A 26,101-nucleotide genomic window follows, 5' to 3' on the forward strand; every position below is an offset into this window, starting at 1 on the left:
GTTTGCCGGCCCTTAAAACTGCACAGGTAAATCAGTTGTAGTTAACAGTGAAATTAGCCACCGCGTTAGCCGCGCCAGGAAGAACAGGCACAGCGGTTGCCACATAGGCGGCATAGAAATCCAGATTATTATCCGCGGTACTGGATAACATGTAGGTATAACCGTTGTCCTGATTAAGTCCTAAGTTCACACTGTCTGCCGTCTTAAGACGTATTGCCACACCGCTTGCCGACCCGGAACCTTGTGTGATGGCCAACAAGCTACTGTCATTACCGTCATGCGCACCGTCAAATTTCACCTTTGCTGCGGCCACGCTGGCCGGGCAATCTTTCAGCCGTAGCGTAAATTTTGTGGTGGATGCTTCATCGCCAGTACTGACGAATGCTGTTTTAGCGACACGTCCCAGATCGACCATCAACGTATTACTACCACCAATATCAACGGTACAGGCCGAATCGAGGATTTCACCATTAAAAATAACCGTACCATCATAGGCCATTGCGTTTGAGGCCATGAGAATGGCCGCAGCAGACAACGTCTTCGCTATCACATTCTTTTTCATAATTGCTTTCCTTAACTTTTATTTATAGTGCTGCATCGTTATTTACCCTGATGCAAATAACGCCCCATAACTTTATTATTACCATCACTTTGAAAGTACTGTGAGAAATAACAATCAGCGCAAATTAGCAAGGATGGAATTAGGCTCCATGTAAGTAAAACCGATCCTTATTAGATGCTATTGCTCTTCTGCTTATGGGCAATTTTGATATAGATGCACATATTTGCTCAAGTTATTTTTCGGTGTAATTTTACACCGTGCGATGGATTCCATTATCTTCCTCTCATTACCATAATTATTAAAACCAACAACATCTTATGTTGTTTTTAGCAGCATATTTATTGAGGAGGGCGACTCATGCCTGAAACAAAAATAATCATTGAATCAAGTATGTATCAAGCCTTACCGATAAAGCCGGTGGAACACATAATAAATATTATTGAAAAGCTAAAGCCAAGCGCCAACACTTATGAAACAAAATACAGACAAATAATTAACTACAAGAGCAATAATTCTCATCAATGTTATTTGCTATTGAATGGCACGATTGCCATCTTCAGGCAACGCGACGGCTTTATGCTCAATTCTGAAGTCGCGCCATTTATCTTCGGACTAAGCAATCAGCTTGCAGAATCGGAATATCTCTTTATGCGGTGTGAAGAGTGCTCAACCGTTGCAGCCATTCCTCTGGAAACAGCTAATGAGATTATTGCCGATGAGGATCTGTGGGAGAGCCTGTCCATGTTACTCATTTATACGGCCGGGCGTGTTTATGACCATTGCACTCGCATTTCCGCCCCAACATCTTACGATGTTATTCGCTCACAACTTTATGAGTTGATGCGCGAATCTGACGAGTTTCGGCAGCACATTACCGCCGCAAACTATATTCAGAGCCGCACGTTTCTGTCACGGAGCAGTATCATGAAAATTCTGGCCGAATTAAAAAAAGGCGGCTATATCGTTACCGAACGCGGCGTATTGAAACAAATACAGCAAAATATTCCCCTGAAGTATTAACCGTACGCTATGCTGCACAACGTAAACGAATGAAAATCTATGCGGGATAACCCCATTATGCCTCATGAATCGCCGATAAATCTGCTCAAACAACCCTCGCCTTATGCTCCGGAGTTGCTGCGACAATTGGCAGAAGAATGCGAGTTCAGGCGCTACCCCAAAGGTAGCCGCTTCGTATTTATCCATTCTGGAGAACATCTGTGTCAGTTTATCCGCCAGGGTACGGTAAGTATTGAAAACCTGGAGAATAATCTGGCTTTAGGCATCGCCTCTGCGCCGGTGTCTCTCGGCTTCACCAGTGCATTATCAGAGAAACTATTGCTCCGCGCCCTTGAGGAATGCGAAGTTGCGACTGTCCCACTGGAAACCGTTATGGCACGCATTGAAGCAAAACAGCTTTGGGAGATCATGGCCCGGCATATGATCATCGTGACAAATAAACTGTTTATTCAAAATGAGATGGTCGCGGCCCCCACCGCTTATGATGTGCTGTGCTATCAACTACAGGCTCTGGCCAAAGAATCAGACAACATTCGCCAGCAGATTGCCGCCTACCAGTACATTCTGGACAGGACGCACCTTTCACGCAGTAGCGTGATGAAAATGCTCGCGGCCTTAAAAAAAGGGGGATATATCGAACTTGAGCAAGGAAAACTGGTGGCGATCAACCACCTGCCTGCACGATTTTAACCTTCTTAATCTGCCTCCTGTTCGTTCACGCCCTTCACCTTGATGAAACTGCCTGCCCCCTTGCCAACCTTAAAACAAAAGGATGCCCAACGTCGCAGTTTAGGCGAATTTGACGTCATCTTGTTTCAATACGGAACATATTGAGATAGCAATGTTCCTTATTGAAACACCACCAAGAGCAATTTTCTTTTGCATACCCGTGTGCAAAATTACTTTATCGGCAGCGAGCGGTCGCCGTAGCGTTGTACAAACCGATACCCTACATCAGATGGCTGCAGAATTTTGGCAGCATCCAGGACTGTCTGCGGAGCATAAATAATGAAAAAATTGATCAACCGTGTTGAAGACGTACTGAATGAACAACTCGCCGGACTGGCGAAGGCTTACCCCTCCCTGGCGCTGCATCAGGACCCGGTGTACGTCACTCGCGCAGATGCGCCGGTGATGGGCAAAGTGGCGCTCCTCTCCGGCGGCGGCAGCGGACATGAGCCAATGCACTGCGGTTATATTGGGCAGGGCATGCTCGCCGGGGCCTGCCCGGGTGAGATTTTTACCTCACCTACGCCGGATAAAATGTTTGAATGCGCCATGCAAATTGACGGCGGTGAAGGCGTCCTGCTGATCATCAAGAATTACACCGGCGACATTCTTAACTTCGAAACCGCCGCCGAGTTGCTGCACGAAAGCGGTATTAAAGTCACGACCATGGTGGTGGATGACGACGTCGCGGTGAAAGATAGTCTGTATACCGCCGGTCGTCGTGGCGTGGCGAATACCGTATTGATAGAAAAACTGGTCGGCGCGGCCGCCGAACGCGGTGACTCGCTGGAAGCCTGCGCGGCACTCGGGCGTCAACTGAATAACCAGGGGCACTCGATTGGGATCGCCATTGGCGCCTGTACCGTTCCGGCCGCCGGGCAACCGTCGTTCACGCTGCAGGATAACGAAATGGAGTTTGGCGTGGGTATCCACGGGGAGCCGGGCATTGACCGCAGAGCCTTCACGTCTCTCGACCAAACCGTAGATGAAATGTTCGACACGCTGCTGGAAAACGGCAACTACAGCCGCACGCTGCGTCATTGGGACAACGTCCAGGGCGCGTGGCAGGAAGGCAAAGAAAGCAAGCGGGCGTTGCAAAGCGGCGATCGCGTCATTGCGCTGGTCAATAATCTCGGTGCGACGCCGTTGTCAGAACTCTTCGGCGTGTATAACCGCCTCGAAAGCCGTTGCCAGGATGCGGGGATCGTCATTGAGCGCAACCTGATCGGCTCTTACTGTACCTCTCTGGATATGACCGGTTTCTCAATCACCCTGTTACAGGTGGATGACGAAACGCTGAATTTATGGGATGCACCGGTTCACACCCCTGCTCTCAACTGGGGTAAATAAGGAGATTCATGATGTCCCTCACCAGAACGCAAATTGTTAACTGGCTCTATCGCTGCGGCGAAATATTCACTACCGAAAGTGATTTTCTCACCGGGCTGGACCGGGAAATCGGCGATGCCGACCACGGTCTGAACATGCATCGTGGCTTTAGTAAAGTGGTCGAAAAACTGCCGTCTATCGCCGATAAAGACATCGGCTTTATTTTAAAAAATACCGGCATGGTATTGCTCTCCAGCGTTGGCGGAGCCAGCGGCCCGCTGTTCGGTACCTTTTTCATCCGCGCCGCCCAGGTCACGCAAGCCCACCAGAGCCTGACGCTGGACGAGTTGTATCAAATGATTCGCGATGGCGCAGAAGGCGTCATTAGCCGTGGTAAAGCTGAGCCTGGCGACAAAACCATGTGCGACGTTTGGTTGCCGGTGGTGGAATCTTTACGTCAGTCCTGCGAGCAAAAGCTAAGCGTACAGGCGGCGTTGGAAGCCGCAAGCCAACAAGCGGAAGCCGCGGCACAAAGCACCATCACCATGCAGGCACGCAAAGGCCGCGCCAGCTACCTTGGTGAACGCAGCATTGGCCATCAGGATCCTGGCGCAACGTCCGTCATGTTTATGATGCAAATGCTGGCTCAGGCGTCCAGAGAGTAAGGATAAAGCGATGGTAAACCTGGTTATTGTGTCTCACAGCGCCCAACTGGGCGAAGGCGTCGGCGCGTTAGCCCGACAAATGTTAATGGGCGATGGCTGTAAACTCGCTATTGCCGCAGGCATTGACGATCCTGAGAATCCCATTGGCACCGATCCGATTAAGGTGATGGAAGCCATCGAGTCCGTGGCCGATACGGATCACGTGTTAGTGATGATGGATATCGGCAGTGCGTTGCTGAGTGCGGAAACCGCCCTTGAACTGCTCGACCCTGACATCGCCGCGAAAGTCCGTCTGTGCGCCGCCCCGCTGGTTGAAGGCACGCTGGCCGCGACGGTTAGCGCTTCTGCGGGTGCTGATATCGAGCAGGTCATCCGTGATGCCATGCACGCCCTCGACGCCAAATGTGAGCAACTGGGTTTACCTTCGCCCTCGGCAGCAAAGTCCGCTTCTGCCGCACTATCACCCGACACAGATGCCCGTTCGATTGCCGTTGTGGTGAAAAACCCCAACGGTATCCACGTTCGCCCGGCCTCACGGCTGGTATCTACGCTGTCTGGCTTTAACGCCGACATGTGGCTGGAAAAAAACGGCAAGTGCGTCGTTCCTGATAGTCTCAATCAGATAACCTTGCTGCAGGTGCGTTGTAACGACACGCTGCGCCTGATTGCCAAAGGCGAACAGGCAGAAGATGCCCTGGCCGCGTTCAAACAGTTGGCGGCAGAGAATTTTGGCGAATCGCTCGCACCAACGCAGGCGAAAAACGTGGCGACTCAGGTCCCGTCACGGGTAACGGGGACGGTAATTTTTTACACGCCATTCTCACCCGAGATAAGCCCGCAGCCTGCAGCATCATTGCAGGCTGAGCAGCAGCGATTACAGGCCGCCATCCAGAGCACGCTGAACGATTTAAGCGAGCTAACCGCGCTCGCTGAAGAGAAGTATTCCGCCGATATCGCCGCGATCTTCTCCGGTCACCACACGCTGTTGGACGATCCCGAGCTGTTCGATATGGCCTGTGACGTAATGCGTGAAAAGCAGTGTAGCGCCGCCTGCGCCTGGCAGCAGGTGCTGAGCGAACTCAGCCAGCAGTATTTACAGCTCGACGATCCCTACTTACAGGCGCGATATATCGACATTGAAGATTTACTGTCTCGTTCGCTGCAGCATTTGACAGGAGCGACGGCGCAAATCCCGACGTTCAGCCATCCGACAATCCTGGTCGCGGACGTCATTTATCCGTCTACGGTGTTGCAACTCGATCCGCTGACCATCAAAGGGATCTGTCTGCGTGCCGGGAGCGAGGCTTCTCACCCCGCGATTATCGCCCGTGAAATGGGACTTTGTTGGATGTGTCAGCTTGGGGAGACCCTCGATAGTATAAAGACGGGAGATACCGTCACTCTTGACTGCGTGGCGCATCGGATAACCCATACAGGTTAATGGCATCAGCACACCCTTTCTCAACAGGGTGTGTATCTTCCTGGCGCGTCGGGAAATGTCTGTTTATTCGCAAAATGGGGAGTCGATCACGCGCAACGGTCGATCCTGAACTAAGGTTTTCTCATGGTAAATGCCGCTGCTTCGGCACACCGCTAAGGAGATTAACCGATGATAACACCAGCAATTCGCCCTTCCGGGCTGCTTTCTGTTGCGATAAAACTGACGTTTGCCAGTACCCTTTTTGCCTGTACCTCTTTTACCGTCAATGCGGAGGACGCGCCAGCAGCGACACCGCAACCACCTGATATTCTGCTCGGCCCTCTGTTTAACGATGTACAAACGGCCAAATTGTTCCCTGACCAGAAAACCTTTGCTGACGCGGTTCCCAATAGCGATCCGTTAATGATCCTCGCCGATTACCGAATGCAAAAGAATCAATCTGGATTCGATTTACGTCATTTTGTCGGAGTGAACTTTACCTTACCGAAAGAGGGTGAGAAATACGTCCCCCCTGCCGGGCAATCGCTGCGCGAGCATATTGATGGTCTGTGGCCGGTGCTAACCCGCTCAACAACAGACGTTGAAAAATGGGACTCGCTGCTGCCGCTCCCGGAGCCATATGTGGTGCCAGGCGGGCGTTTTCGCGAAATATATTATTGGGACAGCTATTTCACCATGCTGGGGCTTGCCGAAAGTAATCACTGGGACAAGGTCTCCGACATGGTGGCAAATTTCGCTTACGAGATTGATGCCTGGGGACACATTCCTAACGGCAACCGCACCTATTATCTGAGCCGTTCTCAACCGCCGTTCTTTGCCTTTATGGTTGAACTGCTGGCGCAGCACGAAGGGGATGATGCGCTGAAAAAATACCTCCCGCAGATGCTCAAAGAGTACACCTACTGGATGGAGGGCGTCGAAACGCTCCAGCCCGGTCAGCAAAATAAGCGCGTGGTTAAGCTGGATGACGGCACCATTTTGAACCGCTACTGGGATGACCGCGATACGCCGCGGCCAGAGTCATGGGTGGAGGATATCGCCACCGCTAAAAGTAACCCGAACCGTCCGGCCACCGAAATCTACCGCGACCTGCGCTCCGCCGCAGCGTCCGGCTGGGACTTTAGTTCCCGCTGGATGGATAACCCCAACCAGCTAGGTACCCTGCGTACCACCAGCATTGTGCCGGTCGATCTCAATGCGCTGATGTACAAAATGGAAAAAATGATCGCCCTCGCCAGTAAAGCCGCTGGTGATGATGCCAAAGCTGCTCAATATGACGGTTTTGCCAATGCCCGACAAAAAGGGATCGAAAAGCACCTGTGGAACGACAAAGAAGGCTGGTATGCCGACTACGATCTAAAGAGCCACAAAGTACGTAACCAACTCACTGCCGCCGCCCTGTTCCCGCTGTATGTTAATGCAGCGGCAAAAGATCGCGCCAGTAAGGTCGCCGCGGCAACCCAGGCACATTTGCTGCAGCCCGGCGGTCTAGCTACCACCTCGGTGAAAAGCGGTCAGCAATGGGATGCGCCAAACGGCTGGGCCCCTCTCCAGTGGGTCGCGGCATCCGGGTTACAGAATTACGGTCAGGATAACGTCGCCATGGACGTAACCTGGCGATTCCTCACCAACGTGCAGCACACTTACGATCGCGACAAAAAGCTGGTTGAAAAGTATGACGTGAGTACCACTGGCACCGGCGGCGGTGGCGGTGAATATCCGTTGCAGGATGGGTTCGGCTGGACTAACGGCGTAACGCTAAAAATGCTCGACCTGATTTGCGCCAAAGAAAAACCGTGTGACAGCGTCCCCGCATCGCGTCCAGCCCCGGCTGGGACGGCATCAACTGAGCCTCAAAAGCAGACGCAACCGACGCCATAACGAACTTTCTATTCCAAAGAAACGGCCCCCAGAGGGGGCCGCTCACTCAATCTCGTCGCACAAGCCGGAAAACACCCAGCACAACAATCGCGCCGACTACGGCCACCAGGAAGCTGTGGAGATTAAATCCGCTGACATCACCGCCGATACCAAACATTGTTGCCAGCCATCCGCCGACCACAGCGCCGACAATACCGAGAATACAGGTCAGGATAAATCCACCGCCATCGCGCCCCGGCATAATCAGTTTGGCGATAATACCTGCAATCAGACCAAAAACAATCCAGGCAATAATTCCCATTTTCAGGCCCTCTTTCCAGTGAATGTGCGCTCGTTATTCCCGCGCCAGTGCATTAAGTATAGGCAAGCTGTTGGATGACGTTTTTCCACATAGACTTAATTCATTGGCTTTGGCAAAAAATTTCATTCATTTGTCTTAAGTTCCGTCGTTTGATGCCGATAATCCAACGATAAACCAGGCATCCAGGAGTCATTAGGTGTGAGCAACTACAATGAGCAGTTCCTGAAGCAAAATCCGTTAGCGGTGTTAGGCGTTCTCAGGGACTTAAATTCGCAGCAGGTTCCGCTGCGTATCTCCTGGTCAGGTGGCCAGTTCATTAGCAAAATACTGGCGGTCACCCCGGACGAACTGATCATGGACTTTGGCAGTCAGGAATATGAAAACCAGGCCGTGCAGCGGGCCAGCCAGATCTCAATTATCGCCGAAACGCAGGGCGCCAAAGTGGAATTCACGCTGCCGCAGCTTAAAAAAGGCGAGTATCAGCGACTACCGGCATTTATCTCAACGCTGCCGCCTTCCCTGTGGTTCATACAGCGTCGGGAGTATTTCCGTATCGGCGCGCCGCTGCATCCTCCCTATCGCTGCGCGGCAAAGATGCCGGACAACAGCATTCTGCATTTTCGCCTGTTCGATTTGTCTCTCGGCGGCATGGGTGGACTGTTAGAAACGGCAAAGCCAGAGGGACTGGTAGAAGGCATGCGCTTCTCACAAGTTGAACTGAACATGGCGCAATGGGGTGTGTATCACGTTGACGCCCAGCTGATTTCCATCAGCGAGCGCGTGGTTATCGACAGCAAAAACGAAACCATTACCACTCCCCGCCTGAGCTTTCGTTTTCTCAACGTCGGCCCGGCGGTGGAGCGGAACTTACAGCGGATTATTTTTTCCCTTGAGCGCGAAGCCCGGGAAAAAGCCAATAAGGTGCGCGGGTAGCATTACATGAACTACATGACATCCAGCGCTTGCTGGAGCTTCCAGATATAGCGTGGAGCCTGCGGCGCCGGATGATTATCAGCCACATGTTCAATAAATTCATCCGCGCTGAGATCGTTGATCTTATTAATGGCTTTTTTTCTGTCGGAGGAGAATGTTCGCAGCAGTGCGCCCGCCCCGTTAGCGTACGACACCACCAGCGCATATTGCATCACCTGAGGATCTTCAATTCCGGCCAGAGGCCCGGTCTCAAGAATACTCAGGTAGGCGGCTCCCATCGAAATATTACGCTCAGGATTTTTCAGCTCGCTGGTCGACGGCTCTCCGCTCCATCCCATACGACGGTAAACATCGCGTCCTGACGTGGACGCTTTTAACTGCATCAGACCAATCGCATTCGATTTACTGACCGCATTCGGGTTTCCGCCAGATTCAATGGCGATGATAGCGGTAATCAATTGTGGGCTGACACCCCAGGCCGCACCGGCTTTTTCACTGATCGGCATCCATTGCATTGCGCGTTTGACCGGAACTTCAGCATTCCATGGCGGATTTTTGTAATCCTGTTTTGAACTACAGCCCGCAAGTAATACAACCAAAAAAGCAAACCATCTCAATTTCACGTCATCTATCCTTATAGCCGGAACCTGTCGCTGAGGTGACAACGACATACCTACGCGGCATGATATACATTTGGTTTTAGTTGTAGCAAGGAAATGCCATGTCCCGGTTTCACTTAATTGCCCCTTCGGGCTACTGTATCAACCAGCAGGCTGCATTACGTGGGCTTGCGCGGCTTACTGAGGCCGGTCACCAGGTCGATAATTCAGCGGTTATTGCGCGCCGCTGCCAGCGTTTTGCGGGCACAGAAGCAGAACGTCTGGCAGATGTGAACTCGCTCGTTAATCTGCACACGCCTGACACTATTGTGATGGCGGTACGCGGCGGCTATGGCGCGAGCCGTTTACTGGAAGGGATCGACTGGCAGGGACTGGCTGCTCGTCAGCAACAAAACCCGCTACTGCTGTGCGGGCACAGCGATTTTACGGCGATTCAGTGCGGTTTGCTGGCGCAGGGCAATGTGATTACCTTCAGCGGCCCAATGCTGGCGGCTAACTTCGGGGCCGAGGAGATGAACGCGTTTACCGAGCACCATTTCTGGCAGGCTTTGCGTCATCCCCAATTTACCCTCGAATGGCAGAGTAACGGCCCGGCGTGTGCGACCGAAGGTACGCTATGGGGCGGAAATCTGGCGATGATCATTTCGCTGATGGGCACGCCGTGGATGCCCGCTATCGAAAACGGTGTGTTGGTGCTGGAAGACATTAATGAGCACCCATTCCGTATTGAACGCATGCTGCTGCAGCTATACCATGCGGGAATACTGGCCCGGCAGAACGCCATTATTCTTGGCAGTTTTAGCGGCAGTGCGCCCAATGACTATGACGCCGGATACAGCCTTGATTCGGTTTGCGCTTTTCTACGCGACAGATTGTCAGTTCCGTTAATCAGCGGTCTTGATTTTGGTCATGAACAACGTACCGTCACCCTGCCTTTGGGTGCCAATGCGGTGCTGAAAAACGATAAAAATGGCGCTCAGCTCACCATAAATGGTCATCCGGTACTTAAATCGTAAAAAAAGCTGCCAACAGGGCTAAGTAAAACGCTGTTTCTGTCGTTATTATGTTAGGGTTTGTTAATACGAAACAGCGTAATTCAGGAGTAAACGAACGTTGGATGCCGCAGCAGTTATTAGCCTTTTTATTTTGGGTTCCGTTCTCGTCACCTGCAGTATCTTACTCAGTTCATTCTCATCACGTCTTGGCATCCCTATTCTGGTGATATTTCTCGCTATCGGGATGTTAGCGGGGGTGGATGGTGTAGGCGGTATTCCTTTTGACAACTACCCATTTGCCTACATGGTGAGCAACCTGGCGCTGGCAGTTATCCTGCTCGACGGCGGCATGCGCACCCAGGCCAGCTCTTTTCGCGTCGCGCTGGGTCCGGCGCTATCGCTGGCGACCGTCGGGGTACTGATTACCTCCGGACTTACCGGCATGATGGCCGCATGGTTGTTTAATCTGGATCTCATTGAGGGGCTATTGATTGGCGCGATAGTCGGTTCCACCGATGCGGCGGCGGTCTTTTCCTTGCTTGGTGGTAAGGGGCTTAACGAACGTGTTGGCTCCACGCTGGAAATTGAATCCGGGAGTAATGACCCGATGGCGGTATTTTTGACTATCACGCTTATCGCCATGATCCAAAACCACGAGACCGGTTTAAGCTGGATGTTCGCGGTGCATATACTCCAGCAGTTTGGTTTAGGGATTGTGCTGGGTCTGGGCGGCGGCTATCTGCTGCAGCAAATGATTAACCGCATTTCGTTGCCTGCCGGGCTGTATCCGTTACTGGCTTTAAGCGGCGGGATCCTCATTTTTGCCCTGACTACCGCACTGGAAGGCAGCGGTATTCTGGCGGTTTATCTGTGCGGTTTCCTGCTGGGTAATCGCCCGATTCGCAACCGATTTGGTATTCTGCAAAACTTCGATGGTCTGGCCTGGCTGGCGCAAATCGCCATGTTCCTGGTGCTGGGGCTACTGGTCACGCCTTCCGACCTGCTGCCTATCGCGATTCCAGCGCTGATTTTGTCCGCATGGATGATTTTCGTGGCTCGTCCGCTGTCGGTCTTCGCCGGACTGCTGCCGTTCCGTGGCTTCAATCTGCGCGAGCGTATTTTTATCAGTTGGGTGGGCTTGCGCGGCGCGGTGCCGATCATCCTTGCCGTCTTCCCGATGATGGCCGGCCTGGAAAATGCGCGTCTGTTCTTTAATGTGGCGTTCTTCGTGGTTCTGATCTCCCTGCTGTTTCAGGGAACGTCACTTTCCTGGGCGGCTAAAAAGGCCAAAGTGGTGGTTCCCCCGGTCGGCTGGCCCGTTTCGCGTATTGGTCTGGATATTCACCCGGATAACCCCTGGGAGCAGTTTGTTTATCAGCTCAGTGCGGATAAGTGGTGTGTGGGAGCCGCATTGCGCGACCTGCATATGCCGGAAGAAACGCGAATTGCCGCCCTGTTTCGTGACAATGTCTTGTTTCATCCGTCGGGCAGCACGCGCCTGCGTGAAGGTGACGTGTTGTGCGTCATTGGTCGCGAGCGCGATCTCCCCGCTCTCGGCAAGCTATTCAGCCAGTCGCCGCCGGTATCGTTAGACCAGCGCTTCTTTGGCGATTTTATTCTCGAAGCCAGCGCAAAATATGCCGACGTGGCGCTGATCTATGGCCTCGACGATGGCACAGAGTATCGCGATAAACAGCAAACGCTGGGTGAAATCGTTCAGCACCTGTTAGGCGCCGCGCCGGTCGTTGGTGACCAGGTTGAATTTGCTGGCATGATCTGGACGGTGGCCGAGAAAGAAGATAATGCGGTGCTGAAGGTTGGTGTTCGCGTTGCTGAAGATGAGGATGAGTGACGTAGCTGTTTTTGCCGGGTGGGGGCTGCGCCTGACCCGGCATCCAAAAGTTACACCGTCACAACCGGTACGCGCAGCGCCAGCGAACACATCAGTTCGTAGCCCACCGTACCCGCAGCAGCGGCCACATCGTCAATTTTGATCTCTTTGCCCCACAGCTCTACCGGCGTGCCGATCCCCGCCTGAGGACATGGCGTCAGGTCAACCGCCAACATATCCATTGAGACCGTTCCGACCGTTTTGGTGCGTACACCGTCCACCAGTACTGGCGTGCCGCTCGGCGCATGGCGCGGATAACCATCTGCATACCCGGTCGCCACAATGCCGATGCGTTGCTCCCCGCTGGCGGTGTAACGCCCGCCGTAACCGACCCGATCGCCGGCTTTCAGCGTTTGTATGCCGATAATTTCGCTGCTTAACGTCATCACAGGTTTCAGGCCCGTATTGGCGATGTCTCGCCACTGTCCAGACGGCGATGCTCCGTACAAAATGATGCCCGGACGAACCCAGTCATAATGCGCTTCAGGATGCCACAGCGTCGCAGCCGAATTGGACAGTGACCGTCTGCACTCCAGCCCTTCCGTCGCCTGCGCAATACGTGTCATCGCTTCCTGAATGCCATTCGGGTGTTCTGCATCAGCGAAGTGCGACATCAGCGTCATTTCACCGACATTGGGCATGGCCCGCAGCTGTTGCCAGACCGTGGAAACTCTGTCTGGTAAGAAACCCAGCCGGTTCATGCCGCTGTTCACCTTCAGATAAACATCGAGCGGTGCGTTCAGGCGCGCATTCTGCAATGCTTTTAGCTGCCAGTTACTGTGCACACACGTTGTCAGACGATATTTGTCATATATCGTCAGGTCGTCGGCGTGGAAAAAACCCTCCAGCATTAATATCGGGCCTTTCCATCCCCGCTCGCGCAGGGTTATCGCCTCTTCAAGATTGAGCATGGCAAAACCGTCGGTTGTGCCCAGCGCATTCCATACTCGTTCAATGCCATGTCCGTAAGCATTGGCTTTCACTACCGACCAGACGCGGGCGTCCGGCGCGGCCTGGCGAGTAATGGCCAGATTTTGTTTCAACGCCTGCAGGTCAATGCTGGCCAGTATCGGGCGGGTCATCTCTCATCCTTATCAGTTATGTGCGCCGTGTAAATGCCGTGGCCGAGAGGGGGTAAACCCCGGGCTGTAACGCGCCACGCTCAAATCGTCGTAAGGAATGGCTGGGGTACGACCAGATAAAATATCGCTCAGCAGCTGGCCGGATCCACAGGCCATGGTCCAGCCCAGTGTGCCATGCCCCGTATTAAGCAGCAGATTTTTAAAGCGGGTTCGTCCCACGACCGGCGTACCGTCCGGGGTCATCGGACGCAGTCCGGTCCAGAATGTAGCCTGCTCCACATGACCGCCGCGCGGGAAAAGATCGTGTACAACCATCTCCAGCGTTTCGCGGCGAGGCTGCAGCAATTCGGTATTGAAGCCAACAATCTCCGCCATGCCGCCAACGCGAATACGGTTATCAAAGCGGGTTATGGCGATCTTGTAGGTTTCATCAAGGATAGTAGAAACCGGGGCCCCATCATCCTGCGCCACCGGAATGGTCAAGGAATAACCTTTAAGCGGATAGACCGGAATATCAACAATACCTTTGAGCATCGCCGTGGAGTAAGAGCCAAACGCCATCACATAAGCATCGGCTTTAATAATTTCATCCCCACACTGGACGCCATATATTTGCTCCCCCTCGCTGAGTAGCTTATCGACCGGGGTGTTAAAGCGGAACGTGACGCCCGCTTGCTCGGCCATCTGCGCCAGGCGCTGGGTAAACAACTGGCAATCACCGGTTTCGTCATTTGGTAAACGCAAGCCGCCGGTCAGCTTATGCGCCACTTCCGCCAGCGCCGGTTCGACTTCCGCCAGGCGGTTTGCTTCCAGCAACTGATATGGCACGCCCGCATCTTCGAGCACGGCGATATCGCGGGTGGCGTTCTCATACTGTTGAGCAGTACGGAACAGCTGTAACGTTCCACCCTGACGTCCTTCATACTCAATGCCGGTAGAGGCGCGCAGCGCTTTCAGGCAATCACGGCTGTATTCCGCCAGCCGTACCATGCGTCCTTTGTTTTCCATGTAGTGGCTGGTGTCGCAGTTACGCAGCATTTGCCACATCCATTTCAACTGGAACTGAGTCCCGTCGAGACGGACGGCCAGCGGGGCATGGCGCTGAAACATCCATTTAATTGCTTTAAGCGGTACGCCGGGCGCCGCCCATGGTGCTGCATACCCTGGAGAGATTTGTCCGGCGTTTGCCGCACTGGTTTCCAGTGCCGGACCGGGCTCACGATCAATGACGGTGACATCATGTCCAGCCTGACTTAAGTACCAGGCGCTGGTCACGCCAACGACACCACTTCCCAGTATGACAACTCGCATAGCCACTCCGTTAACAGTAAAAGAACAATCATCTAATTACATCTTGATAACTCAGTTGAAAATATTATTCAACATATGGCTTTTTTATGGTGACTTATCTCACATATAGCAGTGATTGCTGGGAACTCCCGGCTTTGGAATCTCATGCTGTGCGTTATTTTTATCCAGCATAAAATTTTGCGGATATGCCTTTTTTCTGCGCTTCGCTAACGTGAAATCGCAAAGAAAAAATTTCTGCCGCAGCACGTTTTTTAACACCATGATCTATGCTTGAAATGAGGTACTCCACACAGAGAGTGCCGCCAACAATGAGGGTGCGCGAATGGCTACGATTGATTCCATGAACAAGGACAGCACACGGTTAAGCGATGGACCCGACTGGACGTTTGATCTGCTGGATGTCTATCTGGCGGAAATAGACCGCGTGGCGAAACTCTACAGACTGGATACCTACCCGCACCAAATCGAGGTGATCACCTCCGAACAGATGATGGATGCCTACTCCAGCGTCGGGATGCCAATCAACTATCCGCACTGGTCGTTTGGTAAGAAGTTTATTGAAACCGAGCGCTTGTATAAGCATGGTCAGCAGGGGCTGGCCTATGAAATCGTCATTAACTCCAATCCGTGTATCGCGTATCTGATGGAAGAGAACACCATCACCATGCAGGCGCTGGTGATGGCGCATGCCTGCTACGGACATAACTCTTTCTTCAAAAATAACTACCTGTTCCGTAGCTGGACGGATGCCAGCTCCATTGTCGACTATCTGATCTTCGCGCGAAACTACATTACCCAGTGTGAAGAGCGTTACGGTGTGGATGAAGTCGAAAAGCTCCTCGACTCCTGCCATGCGCTGATGAACTACGGCGTGGACCGTTACAAACGACCGCAAAAAATCTCGCTGCAGGAAGAGAAAGCCCGGCAGAAAAGCCGTGAAGAGTATCTACAAAGCCAGGTGAATATGCTGTGGCGCACGCTGCCGAAGAAAGAGGAAGAGAAAACCATTTCCGAAGCGCGGCGATATCCTTCCGAACCGCAAGAAAATCTGCTCTATTTTATGGAAAAAAACGCGCCGCTACTGGAGTCCTGGCAGCGTGAGGTCTTACGCATCGTGCGCAAGGTCAGCCAGTATTTTTATCCGCAGAAACAGACGCAGGTGATGAATGAAGGCTGGGCCACCTTCTGGCATTACACCATCCTTAACCACCTTTATGATGAAGGTAAAGTTACCGAGCGTTTTATGCTGGAGTTTCTACACAGCCATACCAACGTGGTTTTCCAGCCGCCGTACAATAGTCCGTGGTATAGCGGGATAAACCCTTACGCGCTGGGCTTTGCGATGTTCCAGGATATCAAGCGTATCTGTCAGTCCCCCACCGAGGAAGACAGGTACTGGTTCCCGGATATTGCCGGTTCCGACTGGCTGGAAACGCTGCATTTCGCGATGCGCGATTTTAAAGATGAGAGCTTTATCAGTCAGTTCCTGTCACCAAAAGTGATGCGCGATTTCCGCCTGTTCACCGTGCTGGATGATGATCGCCACAATTACCTGGAGATTTCCGCTATCCATAATGAGGAAGGATATCGTGAAATTCGTAGCCGACTGTCGTCGCAATATAACCTCAGCAACCTGGAGCCGAATATTCAAGTCTGGAATGTCGATCTGCGCGGCGACCGTTCGCTCACCTTGCGTTATATTCCGCATAACCGTGCCCCGCTGGATAAGGGACGCAAAGAGGTACTGAAACATGTGCACCGGTTATGGGGTTTTGACGTGATGCTGGAGCAGCAGAATGAAGATGGCAGCGTGGAGCTGCTGGAGCGTTGCCCGCCGAGGATGAACGGTCTGTAAATCTTATTGCCGGAGGCGGTGTAAACACCTTATCCGGCCTGCGCATTCGAGGCCGGATAACACGCTTTAGCGTCGCCATCCGGCATTGCGTAATTAGCGTCCCTGAATAGCTAAATCGCCCGGCAGGTTTTTCTGCATACGATGCCAAATCTCGCCGCTGTCGTGACCATAGCGGCGCACCGTTTCATAAACCTGCTCATGAGCGCCCTGCTCGCACAGTTCTGACAGCTTACGATAGAAGCTCAGCGCCAGACCACGCGCTTCTGGATTGGCAAAATAATGACGACCAATACGGGTATATAACCCTTTCATTCCGTTGAGGATCAGACCGTATATGGGGTTACCGGACGCAAATGCCAGACCGCGAAAAATGTTGTAGTCCAGATCGGCGAACGCATCAGCGTGGTCAGCTACCTGATTTGCTGTCGCCAACACCTCCTGCGCTTTGTCAGGATGCTGGCGAAACGCGGTGCGGATAAAGATGGTTGAAATGTTGGTGCGCACAGACAGCAGATTATCGATCAACTGCGGTACGCTCTCGTGATCGAGGCGCGCCAGCGTTTCAAGAATATTCAACCCGGAGGTTTCCCAGAAGTTATTCACCTTCGTCGGTTTGCCGTGTTGAATGGTCAACCAGCCGTCCCGCGCCAGACGCTGTAATACTTCGCGCAACGTAGTACGTGTCACTCCGATCAGTTCAGACAGTTCACGTTCAGCGGGCAAAATAGTGCCAGGTGGGAAGCGGTTATTCCAGATACTCTCAATGATGTACTCTTCCGCGAACCCCGCCGGGCTTTGCGCCTTAATGACCATAGTAATAATTCCATTACACAGCAAAACATAGTTACAGTTATCATACCAGACGGGTTTCATAGCTGATAGCTGACGAAATGAAGAAAAAGTGGATCAAGGCTTCATTTTCCAGATAACGCTGATACTCACTCCCCCCTTGCCATTCACGTGAAGAGCTTGCCTGCGCCCCCTCCTCCCGCTAAGCTTTGCGGTCAAACATAAAAACATCATTTCATTTTTAAAGGTAGGGAAATCACCATGGAGCTATCATGGAGCCGCGCGATGTGGCGCAATTTTTTAGGTCAGTCGCCAGACTGGTATAAACTTGCACTGCTCATCTTCTTAGTCGCTAACCCGATTATTTTTTTCATCAATCCCTTTATTGCAGGCTGGTTGTTGGTGGCCGAGTTCATTTTTACGCTGGCAATGGCGCTAAAATGTTATCCACTGCTGCCGGGCGGGCTGTTGGCAATTGAAGCTGTCATCATTGGCATGACCAGCGTCGCGCATGTACGTGAAGAAGTTGCCGCCAACCTTGAGGTGTTACTGCTGCTGATGTTTATGGTGGCAGGCATCTACTTTATGAAGCAACTGCTGTTGTTTATTTTCACCCGTCTTCTGCTCAGTATTCGTTCCAAGTCACTGCTTTCGCTCTCCTTTTGCATTGCTGCCGCCTTCCTGTCCGCGTTCCTTGACGCGTTGACCGTCGTTGCCGTGGTGATAAGCGTAGCGGTCGGTTTTTATGGCATCTACCATCGCGTGGCCTCTTCCCGTGGGGAAGATAACAATATGCTCGATGACAGCCATATCGATCAGCACAACAAGGTCGTTCTGGAGCAGTTCCGTGGTTTTCTGCGTAGCCTGATGATGCACGCAGGCGTCGGTACGGCGTTAGGCGGCGTAATGACCATGGTTGGTGAACCGCAAAACCTGATTATCGCCAAAGCAGCTGGCTGGCACTTTGGCGACTTCTTCCTGCGCATGTCACCGGTCACCGTTCCGGTGCTGATTTGCGGTCTGCTAACCTGCGTGCTGGTCGAGAAATTACGTTGGTTCGGCTATGGCGAAACGCTGCCGGAGACCGTCCGCGATGTCCTGCAAAAATTTGACGATCAGAGCCGTCAGCAGCGAACCCGCCAGGACAAGATCAAACTGATTATCCAGGCGATTATCGGCGTCTGGCTGGTGGTCGCCCTGGCACTGCATCTGGCGGAAGTGGGATTAATTGGTCTGTCAGTGATTATTCTGGCAACGTCGTTAACCGGCGTTACCGACGAACATGCTATAGGCAAAGCCTTTACCGAGTCGCTGCCCTTCACCGCCCTGCTGACCGTGTTCTTCTCTGTTGTTGCGGTGATCATCGATCAGCAGCTCTTTTCGCCGATTATTCAGTTCGTTTTACAAGCCTCTGAACACGCACAATTAACGCTGTTCTATCTGTTTAATGGTCTGCTGTCGTCTATTTCTGATAACGTCTTTGTCGGCACTATCTACATCAACGAAGCCAAAGCGGCCCTGGAACAGGGGACTATCAGCCTTAATCAGTATGAACTGTTAGCGGTGGCGATTAACACCGGGACCAACTTGCCTTCCGTGGCCACACCAAACGGGCAGGCGGCGTTCCTGTTTCTGCTGACTTCCGCCCTGGCACCATTGATTCGCCTCTCTTATGGTCGCATGGTATGGATGGCTCTGCCTTATACCCTTGTCCTGACGCTCGTCGGGTTGCTTTGCGTGGAGTTCACACTTGTTCCAATGACCGAATGGATGACCCAGTCGGGCTGGTTAGCTACACTTTCATAACAATTAGCCGGGCAAATCACTGCCCGGTTTGACTTTTTGCATGATAATTATCCGATTACGCAAATTTTCAATTCCCGCTAGTGGCGCATAAAGTGAATTGGTTTAAACTGCGGTCTCTACGCATGTTGCAGGGAAATTATTATGTTGCGATTTTTAAACCAGTGTTCCCGTGGTCGTGGAGCGTGGTTATTGTTGGCGTTTACCGCCTTTGCGCTGGAACTCGTTGCGTTGTGGTTCCAGCACGTCATGCTGCTAAAACCTTGCGTGTTGTGTATTTATGAACGTAGCGCATTATTTGGCGTGATGGGTGCGGGACTGGTGGGGGCTATCGCGCCAAAAACACCGCTGCGCTATGTGGCAATGGTTATCTGGATTTACAGTGCCTGGCGCGGTCTTCAGTTAGCGTATGAACACACCATGATTCAGCTTCACCCGTCACCATTTATGACCTGTGATTTTGCCGCGCGCTTTCCGAGCTGGTTACCGCTGGATAAATGGCTGCCGCAGGTGTTTGTGGCATCGGGCGACTGCGCTGAGCGTCAGTGGTCGTTTTTAACCCTCGAAATGCCGCAGTGGCTGCTTGGGATCTTCGCCGCATATCTTGTTGTGGCAATACTGGTCGTCATAGCACAACCGTTTAAACCGAAAAAACGTGACCTTTTCGGTCGCTAACAGAGACGCTCCTTCGGGAGCGTTTTTTTTGGCTTAAATTCATTGCCTGCTGGCATCTATAAGATGTATATTAAATACATCTTATAGATGCCACACGAAGGAGATGTCTTATGTCCCATTTACGCATCCCGGCAAACTGGAAAGTTAAACGCTCTACTCCCTTCTTTACGAAAGACAATGTTCCTGCGGCACTGCTCTCCCACCACAACATCGCTGCGGGGGTGTTTGGGCAGCTCTGCGTGATGGAAGGCACAGTAACGTATTATGGCTTTGCCAATGAAGACGCAAAAGAACCCGAAGTGACAGTAGTGATTAATGCCGGCCAGTTCGCGACCAGCCCACCACAATACTGGCATCGCGTTGAATTAAGTGACGATGCGCAATTCAACATCAATTTCTGGGTTGAAGACGACAACCATGGAGATGAGATGTATCAGGCGAAAAAATCTTAACCCTTAACGCCTGTTAATCGATGGGCGGCTCAGTCCGCCCATGAAGGTTTGTTCAGGATATGATCCTGCCAGTCACGAACTTCTGATTCTTTTACCGCAATATGACGTACCGAAATACGTTCGCCATGCATTGCCGCTTTCGACCCGGTCAGCAACGGATGCCATTCTGGCAACTCTTTTCCTTCCGCCAGCAGACGATAGGCGCAGGTCATCGGCAACCATTCAAAGGTAGGCAGATTATCACGCGTGAGTTTGATACAGTCCGGCTCGTATTCGAATCGACGTTCGTAGTTACGGCACTGACAGGTTTTAATATTGAGCTGCTTACAGGCGACGTTGGTAAAATAGATTTCGTCGGTGTCTTCATCCATCAGCTTATGCAGGCAGCATTGACCACACCCATCACATAATGACTCCCACTCGGCATCGGTCATTTCATCAAGGGTTTTACTTTGCCAGAAAGGTATGTCGCTCATCAGGGTATCCGCTATCGTAATAAAGCTGCACCTTATAACCAGTCTGGCACGCTGATGCAAGTTTTGCCGCCCGAAAAGGCGGCAAGCAGAGATTACAGCACTCGTGTGGTCAGTGTTTGTCCATGGAAACTGATAGCCAGTTCATCACCACTACTTAACGGTCCAACCCCTGCTGGCGTACCCGTCAGCACCACATCGCCCGCTTTGAGCGTAAAGAAACGGCTCATATAGGCAATCAAAGGAACAATGGGATGGATCATATCTGCCGTCGAGCCGTGCTGACGCGTTTCGCCGTTTACCGTCAAGCCGAGCATTGTATCCTGCGGATCACCATCAAATTCCGCCACCGGGATAAATCCTGACAGCGGGCATGAGTTATCAAAGCCCTTGGCTTTTTCCCACGGCTGACCGGCTTTCTTCATTTTGCCCTGAATATCGCGCAGGGTTAGATCCAGCGCTACGCCATAGCCAGCGATGGCTTTACGCACATGTTCTTCTGTCGCCTGGCGTAAGGTTGCGCCAATCAGTACCGCCAGCTCAACCTCATGGTGAACCGACCCCATATCGGATGGGATCGCCAGCGGCTGGCGCAAATCACACAGCGCAGTTTCCGGTTTGATAAACAGTACCGGCTCTTCCGGGGTGGTTCCCCCCATCTCTTTTATATGGTTGGCATAGTTACTGCCTACGCAAACCACCTTACTCACCGGATAATCCAGCAGAGCACCATGCCAGTTGTGATGTTGATACATTACTTTCCCCTAACGTAGTCATAGATTTCAGGTACTGCATCGATGGAACGTGCTGCTGCCGGATGCAGTTTAACGTTTAGCGTCTGATGTATTTTGTTTGGCCGCTGCCAGATGCTGTTTGAGCAAATCTTCTGGCGGTGGCGGTATTTGTAAATAATAGCCCTGCTCGATTAGCGCCTGTTTTACTTTTTCAAGATCGGCATTAACCAGTTTTTTTCGACCATCAAGCGGTAACATCATTGCCAGCGTTGGCTGACCAAATCCTTTCATCAGTTCTTCAGGAACTCGCGAGAAATCGTCTTTTTTTTCGACATATAAATAAGTCTGGTCACGTTTGCTGCTTCGGTAGATCACACAAAACATATCTTTTACTCTGAATTCACGGAATGGTGGCTTGCCTCAATATAATACTGACTATAACATGCCTTATAGTCTTCGGAATATCACCCCGCGCTGGGGATGATAAATAGCAAAATGAGTAAGGCCAGGATGTCAAACACGCCAATCGAGCTTAAAGGCAGTAGCTTCACCTTATCAGTGGTTCATTTACATGAAGCAGAACCCGAGGTTATTCGTCAGGCGTTGGAAGACAAAATCGCGCAGGCCCCTGCATTTTTAAAACATGCGCCCGTGGTGGTTAACGTGAGTGGTCTTGAAAGCCCGGTAAACTGGTCGGCGCTGCAGGAAGTTGTCGCGTCTACCGGCTTGCGCATTATCGGCTTTAGCGGATGCAAAGACGCCCGATTAAAGGCTGAAATTGATGAAATGGGACTTCCTTTACTGACTGAAGGTAAAGAAAAAGCGCTTCGTCCCGCGCCTGTTGAGGCTTCAGTTCCCGTCCCGCCGCCGCAAAACGTTACTCCCATCACAAAAACACGATTAATAAATGTACCGGTTCGTTCCGGTCAGCGCATTTATGCTCCACAATGTGATCTGATTGTTACAAGCCACGTCAGTGCGGGCGCAGAGCTTATCGCTGATGGCAATATTCATGTTTATGGGATGATGAGAGGTCGAGCGCTGGCAGGCGCAAGCGGTGACCGGGAAGCGCAAATTTTTTGTACCCACCTGACGGCGGAACTGGTGTCTATCGCAGGTGTTTATTGGCTGAGTGATAAAATCCCAGCAGAATTTTATGGCAAAGCGGCACGTCTGCAATTAGCAGAGAACGCTTTGACAGTTCAACCGTTGAATTGATCCCTTTTTAACAAGGAATTTCTATGGCACGCATTATTGTTGTTACTTCGGGTAAAGGGGGCGTTGGCAAAACCACCTCCAGCGCGGCCATCGCTACAGGTTTGGCCCAGAAGGGAAAGAAAACTGTCGTTATTGATTTTGATATCGGCCTGCGTAACCTTGATCTGATTATGGGTTGTGAACGCCGCGTCGTTTACGACTTCGTCAACGTTATTCAGGGCGATGCGTCGTTAAATCAGGCGTTAATCAAAGATAAGCGTACCGAGAATCTCTTTATTCTTCCGGCTTCACAGACCCGCGATAAAGACGCGCTGACGCGTGAAGGCGTCGCAAAAGTTCTGGACGATCTGAAAGCGATGGACTTTGACTTCATCGTCTGCGATTCCCCGGCGGGTATCGAAACCGGCGCGCTGATGGCCCTGTATTTTGCTGATGAAGCCATTATCACCACAAACCCGGAAGTCTCTTCTGTACGCGACTCAGACCGTATTCTGGGTATTCTGGCGTCGAAATCCCGCCGCGCAGAAAACGGTGAAGAGCCGATTAAAGAGCATCTGTTGCTTACGCGCTACAACCCTGGCCGCGTAAATAAAGGTGACATGCTGAGCATGGAAGACGTACTGGAAATTCTGCGAATCAAGCTGGTTGGCGTGATTCCTGAAGATCAGTCAGTCCTGCGCGCGTCTAACCAGGGTGAGCCGGTTATTCTCGACATCAATGCTGATGCCGGTAAAGCCTATGCTGATACCGTAGACCGTCTGTTGGGAGAAGAACGTCCTTTCCGCTTCATTGAAGAAGAGAAGAAAGGTTTCCTCAAACGCCTGTTCGGAGGATAAGTTATGGCATTACTGGATTTTTTTCTCTCGCGGAAAAAGAGCACAGCGAACATCGCTAAAGAGCGACTGCAGATTATTGTTGCGGAACGTCGTCGTAGTGACGCCGAGCCACATTATTTACCGCAGTTAAGGAAGGATATTCTCGACGTTATCTGCAAGTATGTACAAATTGATCCAGAAATGGTCACCGTACAGCTTGAACAAAAAGACGGCGATATTTCGATCCTCGAGCTGAACGTAACATTACCTGAAGCAGAAGAGTCTAAATAACCTTTTGTGTAAATGCGTCATGGTTGCAAAAAAGGCAGATTATTCTGCCTTTTTTAATTTTCGTCCTTTGCCAATCTGCAACACATTTATTCCAACGTAAACTTCGGGTAGTTTTCGGCAAAATAGCGGCGCAAATACTCAACGGTAATACGGATTTTTGCCGACGTCGCCAGGCGCGAAACATAAACCGCCCAAATATTTGCTGGTTGATAATACTCAGGCAATATGTGTATCAGATGTCCGCTGGCAATGTTGCCACAGACATCCCACCACGAACGCAGAGCAATTCCCTGGCCGTCAAGACACCATTGATGCACCACTTCGCCATGATTAGATGACAGAGGCCCGGTCACTTTAATTGAGTGAGTCCCCTCTTTATTGCGCATTTGCCAGATACCAAACGGATGGTCACGCTCTTTAATGACCAGACAGGGAAAAGTAGAGAGATCGTTCAGTTGCTTCGGCATTCCATGCTGCGCCACAAACTCCGGCGAGGCGCAAAGAATGCGATAGTTAGTTGCCAGTTTACGGGCAATCAGATTAGGTGCGATATCATCCCCGATACGAATATCGAGATCGACGCCCTCATTCACCAGATCCACCAGACGGTCTTCAACATCGAACCTCAGCTCGAGCTGCGGGTACTCTTTCGCCAGCGCAGACAACGCAGGAGCCACCACCCGGCGGCCAAAACCAAAACTGCTGATAATACGTAACATCCCTTGCGGGATCTGCCTGACATCGGACAGCTCGTCCATCATCTGATCGACATCATGCAGGATCCGCTGCGCCCATTCGTATATCCGCTCCCCCTCTTCCGTGATGGTCACCCGCCGTGTTGTCCGGTGTAATAGCACCACGTTCAGCGTCTGCTCCAGGAGGGCTACACGCTTACTGATATAAGCCGGTGATACACCCAACTCTTCGGCGACGGCGGCAAAACCCGCGCGGCGCGCAACCAGCATAAAGACGCGCAAATCATTTAACAGCGGCAGATTATTCATGATCTGTGTTTTATGTTTCACCAGTTAGGGGGATTATCTATCGTTCAGTCAATTATAGGATGAGGGGAAAGTCAATTTTGATGGCGTACAAGTGAGAGCTGCTATGAAGAAAACCTATCGTATTGCCGCTATCCCCGGAGATGGCATTGGTAAAGAAGTCCTGCCTGAAGGCATTCATGTGTTACAGGCAGCCGCTGAACGCTGGGGTCTGTCGCTTAGCTTTGAACAAATAGAGTGGGCCAGTTGCGAATACTACGCCCATCACGGCAAGATGATGCCGGATGACTGGCGTGAACAGCTGCAATCCTTCGATGCGATCTATTTTGGTGCCGTGGGCTGGCCGGACACCGTCCCGGACCACATCTCACTCTGGGGTTCACTGCTTAAGTTTCGCCGCGAATTCGATCAGTACGTTAACCTGCGCCCGGTGCGGCTGTTTCCCGGTGTCCCTTGTCCGCTGGCGGGCAAACAGCCGGGTGACATTGATTTCTACGTCGTGCGTGAGAACACCGAGGGGGAGTACTCTTCCCTCGGCGGACGTGTGAGCGAAGGTACCGAACACGAGATGGTGATCCAGGAGTCGGTTTTCACCCGTCGTGGTGTCGACCGTATATTGCGTTACGCCTTTGAACTGGCGCAAAGCCGCCCGCGCAAAACGCTAACTTCAGCGACTAAATCAAACGGTCTTGCCATCAGCATGCCTTACTGGGATGAGCGCGTCGAAGCGATGGCGGCCAACTATCCCGGGATCCGCTGGGATAAACAACATATTGATATTCTCTGCGCCCGCTTTGTGATGCAGCCGGAACGTTTTGACGTCGTGGTCGCTTCCAATCTGTTTGGCGATATTCTCTCCGATCTCGGTCCGGCCTGTACCGGTACAATTGGCATTGCGCCATCTGCCAACTTAAACCCGGAACGCACCTTCCCGTCCCTGTTCGAGCCGGTACACGGTTCAGCCCCTGATATCTACGGTAAAAATATCGCCAACCCAATCGCGACAATCTGGGCTGGCGCGATGATGCTCGACTTCCTTGGTCACGGTGATGCCAACTATAAGGCCGCCCACGACGGCATTCTGGCGGCAACTGAGCAAGTTATTGCCAGCGGCCCGAAAACGCCAGATATGAAAGGTAACGCCACCACACAGCAGGTTGGTGAGGCCATTAGTCGGGCACTGCGCAGTTAACCTTCATGTCATTAAAAACGGGAGCACCCGGCTCCCGTTTTAG

General features: G+C 52.0%; 27 protein-coding genes and 1 pseudogene. 17 read left to right on the top strand and 11 right to left on the bottom strand.

Annotation, left to right across the window (positions count from 1 at the left end; translation table 11 throughout):
* Positions 1 to 31 precede the first annotated feature (31 nt).
* The gene (locus OGV69_RS16690; RefSeq protein WP_038641205.1) at positions 32 to 562 is read right to left on the bottom strand and encodes a fimbrial protein; all 531 of its coding nucleotides are present in this window, start codon (positions 560 to 562) and stop codon (positions 32 to 34) included.
* A 357-nt stretch (positions 563 to 919) separates the two neighbouring features.
* Between OGV69_RS16690 and OGV69_RS16695 the strand changes: the two genes are divergently transcribed.
* From OGV69_RS16695 to OGV69_RS16720, 6 genes are all read left to right on the top strand, one after another.
* Positions 920 to 1,582 carry a winged helix-turn-helix transcriptional regulator gene (locus OGV69_RS16695; RefSeq protein WP_069324677.1) on the top strand — a complete coding sequence of 221 codons (663 nt, stop codon included), beginning with the start codon at positions 920 to 922 and terminating at the stop codon, positions 1,580 to 1,582.
* Between the two features lie 39 nt (positions 1,583 to 1,621).
* The gene (locus tag OGV69_RS16700; RefSeq protein ID WP_230592237.1) at positions 1,622 to 2,272 is read left to right on the top strand and encodes a winged helix-turn-helix transcriptional regulator; all 651 of its coding nucleotides are present in this window, start codon (positions 1,622 to 1,624) and stop codon (positions 2,270 to 2,272) included.
* 318 nt (positions 2,273 to 2,590) lie between these two features.
* Positions 2,591 to 3,661, top strand: coding sequence for a dihydroxyacetone kinase subunit DhaK (gene dhaK, locus OGV69_RS16705; protein ID WP_038641209.1), 1,071 nt, complete (start codon positions 2,591 to 2,593; stop codon positions 3,659 to 3,661).
* 11 nt (positions 3,662 to 3,672) lie between these two features.
* Positions 3,673 to 4,305, top strand: coding sequence for a dihydroxyacetone kinase subunit DhaL (dhaL, locus tag OGV69_RS16710; protein WP_038641211.1), 633 nt, complete (start codon positions 3,673 to 3,675; stop codon positions 4,303 to 4,305).
* Positions 4,306 to 4,315: 10 nt separating this feature from the next.
* The gene (dhaM, locus tag OGV69_RS16715; protein ID WP_227409085.1) at positions 4,316 to 5,746 is read left to right on the top strand and encodes a dihydroxyacetone kinase phosphoryl donor subunit DhaM; all 1,431 of its coding nucleotides are present in this window, start codon (positions 4,316 to 4,318) and stop codon (positions 5,744 to 5,746) included.
* A gap of 168 nt (positions 5,747 to 5,914) precedes the next feature.
* Positions 5,915 to 7,627, top strand: coding sequence for an alpha,alpha-trehalase (locus OGV69_RS16720; protein WP_286469413.1), 1,713 nt, complete (start codon positions 5,915 to 5,917; stop codon positions 7,625 to 7,627).
* Positions 7,628 to 7,673: 46 nt separating this feature from the next.
* Here OGV69_RS16720 and OGV69_RS16725 read toward each other — a convergent pair whose 3' ends face one another.
* Positions 7,674 to 7,928 (bottom strand): GlsB/YeaQ/YmgE family stress response membrane protein, encoded by a 255-nt coding sequence (locus OGV69_RS16725; RefSeq protein ID WP_069324680.1) that lies wholly within the window; start codon positions 7,926 to 7,928, stop codon positions 7,674 to 7,676.
* A 198-nt stretch (positions 7,929 to 8,126) separates the two neighbouring features.
* On the opposite strand from OGV69_RS16725, the gene ycgR reads away from it, so the two are divergent.
* Positions 8,127 to 8,861, top strand: a complete 735-nt coding sequence (ycgR, locus tag OGV69_RS16730; RefSeq protein WP_038641216.1) for a flagellar brake protein YcgR — start codon at positions 8,127 to 8,129, stop codon at positions 8,859 to 8,861.
* 11 nt (positions 8,862 to 8,872) lie between these two features.
* On the opposite strand, the gene emtA is transcribed toward ycgR, so the two are convergent.
* Positions 8,873 to 9,484, bottom strand: a complete 612-nt coding sequence (gene emtA / locus OGV69_RS16735) for a membrane-bound lytic murein transglycosylase EmtA (protein WP_069324681.1) — start codon at positions 9,482 to 9,484, stop codon at positions 8,873 to 8,875.
* Between the two features lie 98 nt (positions 9,485 to 9,582).
* Here emtA and ldcA point away from each other — a divergent pair, with 98 nt between their 5' ends.
* Together ldcA and OGV69_RS16745 are read left to right on the top strand one after the other, a co-directional pair.
* On the top strand, positions 9,583 to 10,497 hold the full coding sequence (gene ldcA, locus OGV69_RS16740; RefSeq protein ID WP_069324682.1) for a muramoyltetrapeptide carboxypeptidase: 915 nt from the start codon (positions 9,583 to 9,585) through the stop codon (positions 10,495 to 10,497).
* Positions 10,498 to 10,594: 97 nt separating this feature from the next.
* On the top strand, positions 10,595 to 12,328 hold the full coding sequence (locus OGV69_RS16745; RefSeq protein ID WP_038641221.1) for a potassium/proton antiporter: 1,734 nt from the start codon (positions 10,595 to 10,597) through the stop codon (positions 12,326 to 12,328).
* On the opposite strand, the pseudogene OGV69_RS25365 reads toward OGV69_RS16745, so the two are convergent.
* The 3 genes and pseudogenes from OGV69_RS25365 to OGV69_RS16755 all read right to left on the bottom strand — a co-directional run.
* Positions 12,266 to 12,418, bottom strand: a pseudogene (locus OGV69_RS25365) (hypothetical protein); the annotation flags it as partial. The gene OGV69_RS16745 and the pseudogene OGV69_RS25365 overlap by 63 nt on opposite strands.
* Positions 12,379 to 13,449, bottom strand: a complete 1,071-nt coding sequence (gene dadX / locus OGV69_RS16750; protein ID WP_069324683.1) for a catabolic alanine racemase DadX — start codon at positions 13,447 to 13,449, stop codon at positions 12,379 to 12,381. The gene dadX and the pseudogene OGV69_RS25365, both read right to left, overlap by 40 nt.
* A 12-nt stretch (positions 13,450 to 13,461) precedes the next feature.
* Entirely contained in the window at positions 13,462 to 14,760 is a 1,299-nt protein-coding gene (locus OGV69_RS16755) for a D-amino acid dehydrogenase (protein ID WP_069324684.1), read from the bottom strand.
* A gap of 322 nt (positions 14,761 to 15,082) precedes the next feature.
* On the opposite strand from OGV69_RS16755, the gene OGV69_RS16760 reads away from it, so the two are divergent.
* Positions 15,083 to 16,615: a SpoVR family protein gene (locus tag OGV69_RS16760; RefSeq protein WP_069324685.1), complete on the top strand. Its 1,533-nt coding sequence runs from the start codon at positions 15,083 to 15,085 to the stop codon at positions 16,613 to 16,615.
* A 93-nt stretch (positions 16,616 to 16,708) separates the two neighbouring features.
* Here OGV69_RS16760 and fadR read toward each other — a convergent pair whose 3' ends face one another.
* The gene (fadR, locus tag OGV69_RS16765) at positions 16,709 to 17,428 is read right to left on the bottom strand and encodes a fatty acid metabolism transcriptional regulator FadR (protein ID WP_038641229.1); all 720 of its coding nucleotides are present in this window, start codon (positions 17,426 to 17,428) and stop codon (positions 16,709 to 16,711) included.
* A gap of 237 nt (positions 17,429 to 17,665) precedes the next feature.
* Here fadR and nhaB point away from each other — a divergent pair, with 237 nt between their 5' ends.
* The 3 genes from nhaB to OGV69_RS16780 all read left to right on the top strand — a co-directional run bounded on the left by nhaB (position 17,666) and on the right by OGV69_RS16780 (position 20,334).
* Positions 17,666 to 19,210: a Na(+)/H(+) antiporter NhaB gene (gene nhaB / locus OGV69_RS16770; protein ID WP_069324686.1), complete on the top strand. Its 1,545-nt coding sequence runs from the start codon at positions 17,666 to 17,668 to the stop codon at positions 19,208 to 19,210.
* A gap of 141 nt (positions 19,211 to 19,351) precedes the next feature.
* Complete coding sequence (gene dsbB / locus OGV69_RS16775) at positions 19,352 to 19,882, top strand: disulfide bond formation protein DsbB (protein ID WP_042307884.1); 531 nt, start codon at positions 19,352 to 19,354, stop codon at positions 19,880 to 19,882.
* 110 nt (positions 19,883 to 19,992) lie between these two features.
* The gene (locus OGV69_RS16780; protein WP_069324687.1) at positions 19,993 to 20,334 is read left to right on the top strand and encodes a TehB family protein; all 342 of its coding nucleotides are present in this window, start codon (positions 19,993 to 19,995) and stop codon (positions 20,332 to 20,334) included.
* A 29-nt stretch (positions 20,335 to 20,363) separates the two neighbouring features.
* Here the strand turns inward: OGV69_RS16780 and ycgN are convergent, their stop codons facing one another.
* The 3 genes from ycgN to OGV69_RS16795 form a co-directional block, all read right to left on the bottom strand.
* Positions 20,364 to 20,810, bottom strand: coding sequence for a cysteine cluster protein YcgN (gene ycgN, locus OGV69_RS16785; protein WP_069324688.1), 447 nt, complete (start codon positions 20,808 to 20,810; stop codon positions 20,364 to 20,366).
* A 92-nt stretch (positions 20,811 to 20,902) separates the two neighbouring features.
* A complete protein-coding gene (locus OGV69_RS16790) occupies positions 20,903 to 21,562 on the bottom strand; it encodes a fumarylacetoacetate hydrolase family protein (protein ID WP_038641240.1) in 660 nt (219 codons plus the stop codon).
* 69 nt (positions 21,563 to 21,631) lie between these two features.
* Positions 21,632 to 21,925: a YcgL domain-containing protein gene (locus OGV69_RS16795; RefSeq protein WP_038641242.1), complete on the bottom strand. Its 294-nt coding sequence runs from the start codon at positions 21,923 to 21,925 to the stop codon at positions 21,632 to 21,634.
* Between the two features lie 126 nt (positions 21,926 to 22,051).
* Here OGV69_RS16795 and minC point away from each other — a divergent pair, with 126 nt between their 5' ends.
* The 3 genes from minC to minE are packed head-to-tail and all read left to right on the top strand — an operon-like array spanning position 22,052 to position 23,865.
* Positions 22,052 to 22,759, top strand: a complete 708-nt coding sequence (gene minC / locus OGV69_RS16800; protein WP_286469414.1) for a septum site-determining protein MinC — start codon at positions 22,052 to 22,054, stop codon at positions 22,757 to 22,759.
* 23 nt (positions 22,760 to 22,782) lie between these two features.
* Complete coding sequence (gene minD / locus OGV69_RS16805) at positions 22,783 to 23,595, top strand: septum site-determining protein MinD (protein ID WP_038641246.1); 813 nt, start codon at positions 22,783 to 22,785, stop codon at positions 23,593 to 23,595.
* Between the two features lie 3 nt (positions 23,596 to 23,598).
* Positions 23,599 to 23,865, top strand: coding sequence for a cell division topological specificity factor MinE (gene minE / locus OGV69_RS16810; protein WP_003833739.1), 267 nt, complete (start codon positions 23,599 to 23,601; stop codon positions 23,863 to 23,865).
* Between the two features lie 86 nt (positions 23,866 to 23,951).
* Here minE and OGV69_RS16815 read toward each other — a convergent pair whose 3' ends face one another.
* Entirely contained in the window at positions 23,952 to 24,869 is a 918-nt protein-coding gene (locus OGV69_RS16815; protein WP_038641248.1) for a LysR family transcriptional regulator, read from the bottom strand.
* A 103-nt stretch (positions 24,870 to 24,972) separates the two neighbouring features.
* Here OGV69_RS16815 and OGV69_RS16820 point away from each other — a divergent pair, with 103 nt between their 5' ends.
* Complete coding sequence (locus tag OGV69_RS16820; RefSeq protein ID WP_069324690.1) at positions 24,973 to 26,058, top strand: tartrate dehydrogenase; 1,086 nt, start codon at positions 24,973 to 24,975, stop codon at positions 26,056 to 26,058.
* Positions 26,059 to 26,101: the final 43 nt, after the last annotated feature.

The sequence above is a fragment of the Citrobacter sp. Cc139 genome (genome assembly GCF_030334645.1).
Classification (GTDB): Bacteria; Pseudomonadota; Gammaproteobacteria; order Enterobacterales; family Enterobacteriaceae; genus Citrobacter; species Citrobacter werkmanii.

Coding starts and splice junctions, on each gene's coding strand:
- fadR (WP_038641229.1), bottom strand. CDS start 17,428: ATGGTCATTAAGGCGCAAAGCCCGGCGGGGTTCGCGGAAGAGTACATC.
- OGV69_RS16760 (WP_069324685.1), top strand. CDS start 15,083: ATGGCTACGATTGATTCCATGAACAAGGACAGCACACGGTTAAGCGAT.
- minD (WP_038641246.1), top strand. CDS start 22,783: ATGGCACGCATTATTGTTGTTACTTCGGGTAAAGGGGGCGTTGGCAAA.
- OGV69_RS16690 (WP_038641205.1), bottom strand. CDS start 562: ATGAAAAAGAATGTGATAGCGAAGACGTTGTCTGCTGCGGCCATTCTC.
- minE (WP_003833739.1), top strand. CDS start 23,599: ATGGCATTACTGGATTTTTTTCTCTCGCGGAAAAAGAGCACAGCGAAC.
- minC (WP_286469414.1), top strand. CDS start 22,052: ATGTCAAACACGCCAATCGAGCTTAAAGGCAGTAGCTTCACCTTATCA.
- ycgN (WP_069324688.1), bottom strand. CDS start 20,810: ATGAGCGACATACCTTTCTGGCAAAGTAAAACCCTTGATGAAATGACC.
- dhaM (WP_227409085.1), top strand. CDS start 4,316: ATGGTAAACCTGGTTATTGTGTCTCACAGCGCCCAACTGGGCGAAGGC.
- dhaK (WP_038641209.1), top strand. CDS start 2,591: ATGAAAAAATTGATCAACCGTGTTGAAGACGTACTGAATGAACAACTC.
- dhaL (WP_038641211.1), top strand. CDS start 3,673: ATGTCCCTCACCAGAACGCAAATTGTTAACTGGCTCTATCGCTGCGGC.
- OGV69_RS16720 (WP_286469413.1), top strand. CDS start 5,915: ATGATAACACCAGCAATTCGCCCTTCCGGGCTGCTTTCTGTTGCGATA.
- OGV69_RS16790 (WP_038641240.1), bottom strand. CDS start 21,562: ATGTATCAACATCACAACTGGCATGGTGCTCTGCTGGATTATCCGGTG.
- OGV69_RS16695 (WP_069324677.1), top strand. CDS start 920: ATGCCTGAAACAAAAATAATCATTGAATCAAGTATGTATCAAGCCTTA.
- OGV69_RS16815 (WP_038641248.1), bottom strand. CDS start 24,869: ATGAATAATCTGCCGCTGTTAAATGATTTGCGCGTCTTTATGCTGGTT.
- OGV69_RS16795 (WP_038641242.1), bottom strand. CDS start 21,925: ATGTTTTGTGTGATCTACCGAAGCAGCAAACGTGACCAGACTTATTTA.
- OGV69_RS16755 (WP_069324684.1), bottom strand. CDS start 14,760: ATGCGAGTTGTCATACTGGGAAGTGGTGTCGTTGGCGTGACCAGCGCC.
- ldcA (WP_069324682.1), top strand. CDS start 9,583: ATGTCCCGGTTTCACTTAATTGCCCCTTCGGGCTACTGTATCAACCAG.
- dsbB (WP_042307884.1), top strand. CDS start 19,352: ATGTTGCGATTTTTAAACCAGTGTTCCCGTGGTCGTGGAGCGTGGTTA.
- OGV69_RS16820 (WP_069324690.1), top strand. CDS start 24,973: ATGAAGAAAACCTATCGTATTGCCGCTATCCCCGGAGATGGCATTGGT.
- OGV69_RS16780 (WP_069324687.1), top strand. CDS start 19,993: ATGTCCCATTTACGCATCCCGGCAAACTGGAAAGTTAAACGCTCTACT.
- nhaB (WP_069324686.1), top strand. CDS start 17,666: ATGGAGCTATCATGGAGCCGCGCGATGTGGCGCAATTTTTTAGGTCAG.
- OGV69_RS16725 (WP_069324680.1), bottom strand. CDS start 7,928: ATGGGAATTATTGCCTGGATTGTTTTTGGTCTGATTGCAGGTATTATC.
- dadX (WP_069324683.1), bottom strand. CDS start 13,449: ATGACCCGCCCGATACTGGCCAGCATTGACCTGCAGGCGTTGAAACAA.
- OGV69_RS16700 (WP_230592237.1), top strand. CDS start 1,622: ATGCGGGATAACCCCATTATGCCTCATGAATCGCCGATAAATCTGCTC.